The sequence below is a fragment of the Bacillota bacterium genome (assembly GCA_040754675.1).
Taxonomy (GTDB): Bacteria; Bacillota; Limnochordia; order Limnochordales; family Geochordaceae; genus Geochorda.
In genome coordinates, this window is record JBFMCJ010000651.1 from 1 (window position 1) to 2,148 (window position 2,148).

At 69.4% G+C, this 2,148-nt stretch carries 3 protein-coding genes; all 3 read left to right on the forward strand.

Translation table 11 applies throughout. The features are described from left to right. On the forward strand, positions 1–743 hold a 743-nt coding region (locus tag AB1609_22085), incomplete at its 5' end, for a TraM recognition domain-containing protein (GenBank protein MEW6049124.1). Beyond that, complete coding sequence (locus tag AB1609_22090) at positions 740–967, forward strand: hypothetical protein (protein ID MEW6049125.1); 228 nt, start codon at positions 740–742, stop codon at positions 965–967. The genes AB1609_22085 and AB1609_22090, both read left to right, overlap by 4 nt. Further along, positions 964–2,073: a ParB/RepB/Spo0J family partition protein gene (locus AB1609_22095; GenBank protein ID MEW6049126.1), complete on the forward strand. Its 1,110-nt coding sequence runs from the start codon at positions 964–966 to the stop codon at positions 2,071–2,073. Before AB1609_22090 ends, AB1609_22095 begins: the two co-directional genes overlap by 4 nt. Positions 2,074–2,148: the final 75 nt, after the last annotated feature.

Consider the following 2,148-nt stretch of genomic DNA (forward strand, 5'->3'; position numbering starts at 1 on the left):
TGGACCGGCACCTGGAGGGCGGCCAGGTCCTAGTGGTCAACACCGCCCTGGGTGCCCTGGGCAAGCTGGGGGACGTGTTCGGGCAGTTCGTGGTGATGCACCTGCAGAACGCGGTTTTCCGCCGGCCGGGGAACGAGTGGACGCGGGTGCCGCACTTTCTGTACGTGGACGAGTTCCCCCGCTACCTGAACCCGGACTTCGAGCGTTTGCTCGCCATCGGGCGCTCGTACCGGTGCGGGGTGGTGCTGGCCCTGCAGAACACCTCACAGCTTCTCTTCGGCGAGTCCACCGCGTTCCGCGACGTGCTGCTGGGCAACTGCCGCACCAAGGTGGTGCTGAACCTGGACGACGCCAAGGACGCCCGGCGGTTCGCCGAGGAGATGGGCGAGGTGCGGGTCGAGGAGGAGAGGCGCACGGTGCGCCGCTTCCCGGGGCTCTGGGGCTGGCACACGGACGCCAAGCAGTACACCGAGGTGGAGCGGCCCCGCTTCTCCTACACTGACCTGCAGAACCTGGCCCCGGGCACGGGGGTGGTGAAGGCGGTGCGGAACGGCCGCCCGCAGCCGCCCGTGCGCGTGGAGTTCGACCTCGCACCCCCGGACCGCGGGCCGGCTCCCGACGGCGAGCGCGCAGAACGGCGCGGGGAGCTGGAAGTGGTGGTGCCCGAGCGGCCGCGCGGGCTGGAAGTGGTGCTGCCGCGCAACGGGTCCTTCTTCCCGGACGGGGGAGGTGGAACGCGGTGAAGGTGTGGCAGGTATCGTACCCGACCCAGGTGCTGGAGCTGGAGGTGCACGGCGAGCTGAGGCCGGTGAAAGTGATCGGCAGCAAGGACGAGTTCCGGCTGTACGAAGACGCCCTGGCGCACGCCGAGCACCTGCGGCGGATCTGGCCTGGCCTGCGCGTGGTCGGGCCGGAGCCGGTCGAGGACAACGGCCTGCGCCCGGTGGGAAGGGGGGCGAGGCGGTGAAGAAGCCCGAGATCAGGTGGGTGCCCGTGTCCGCCCTGCGCCCGGCGGCCTCCCGCCTCTTCCGCGAGCACTCGGCCGAGGAGGTGGAGTCCATCGCGGCTTCCATCCGCCGGCTGGGGGGCGTGGTGCTGCACAACTTGGTGGTCAGGCCCCTTCCCGACGGCGGGTACGAGATCATCTCCGGCCACGGCCGGGCCAAAGCCGCCGCGAAGCTGGGGCTGGAAGAAGTGCCCGTGCTGGTCCTGGACGCAGGCGCTCCTGAGGCGGAGGTGGCCCTCATTGACGCCAACGTGGAGGTGCGGCCGCCCTCGCCCATGGAACTGGCGCGGGCGATAAGGCGGAGGAAGGAGCTCCTGGCCCAGGCCAAGCGCCCAGGCCGGCCTGGAAAGAAAAAACAGTGCCAAAATGTCATGGATACTCCTGGAAATACAGCAGCGGCGGTAGCGATGGAAATGGGCATGTCAGCGCGTCAGGTACACCGGTACGACGCCTTAAACGACCTTGTGCCCGAACTGCAGGCGCTGGTGGAGGCGGGTAAGTTGGGGGTGACGACAGGGGCGCAGTTTGCCCGGCTGCCCCCGAGCGTGCAGCACGACCTGTACGAGGCCCTGGGGGACGCGGTGGCGGACCTGAAGGCAGACGAGCTAAAGCAGCTCAAGGAAGAACAGGAGCGTGGTTACCTGGTCCTGCGGGTGCTCCAGCGCAGGGTGGAGGAACTGGAAGCGGAGCTCTCGTCCCTGCGGCAGGCGCACGGTTCCCGCGAGGACCTGGAACGGGAACTGGAGGTCCTGCGGCGCAAGCGCCGCGAGCTGACCTACGACATCATGGACCGCGAGCAGGCCCTGCGCGTGCAGGTGGACAGGTTCCAGAAGCCGCGGGCCGCGCTGCTTTGGCTGGTGGAGTCGCTGGGCAGCCGGGTGCAGGCGTGCCTGCCGGAGATCAAGACCCTGCTGGCCCGCGGCCCGCTGGACCCGGCCTCGGCAACGCACCTTGCGCGCTGGGTTCAGGTGTTCCGCCACGCGGCGGAGGTGCTGGAGCCCCCCGTGAGGGAGGCTCTCTCGTCCGACGGCGAACCGGAGACCGCAAAAACCAAGAGGGAGGGATGATCTGTGCACGGGACTGAGGTGAGGCCCGAGGGCTGGGCGGAGGACAGGCTGGTTCTGCCAAAGGACCCCTGGCCC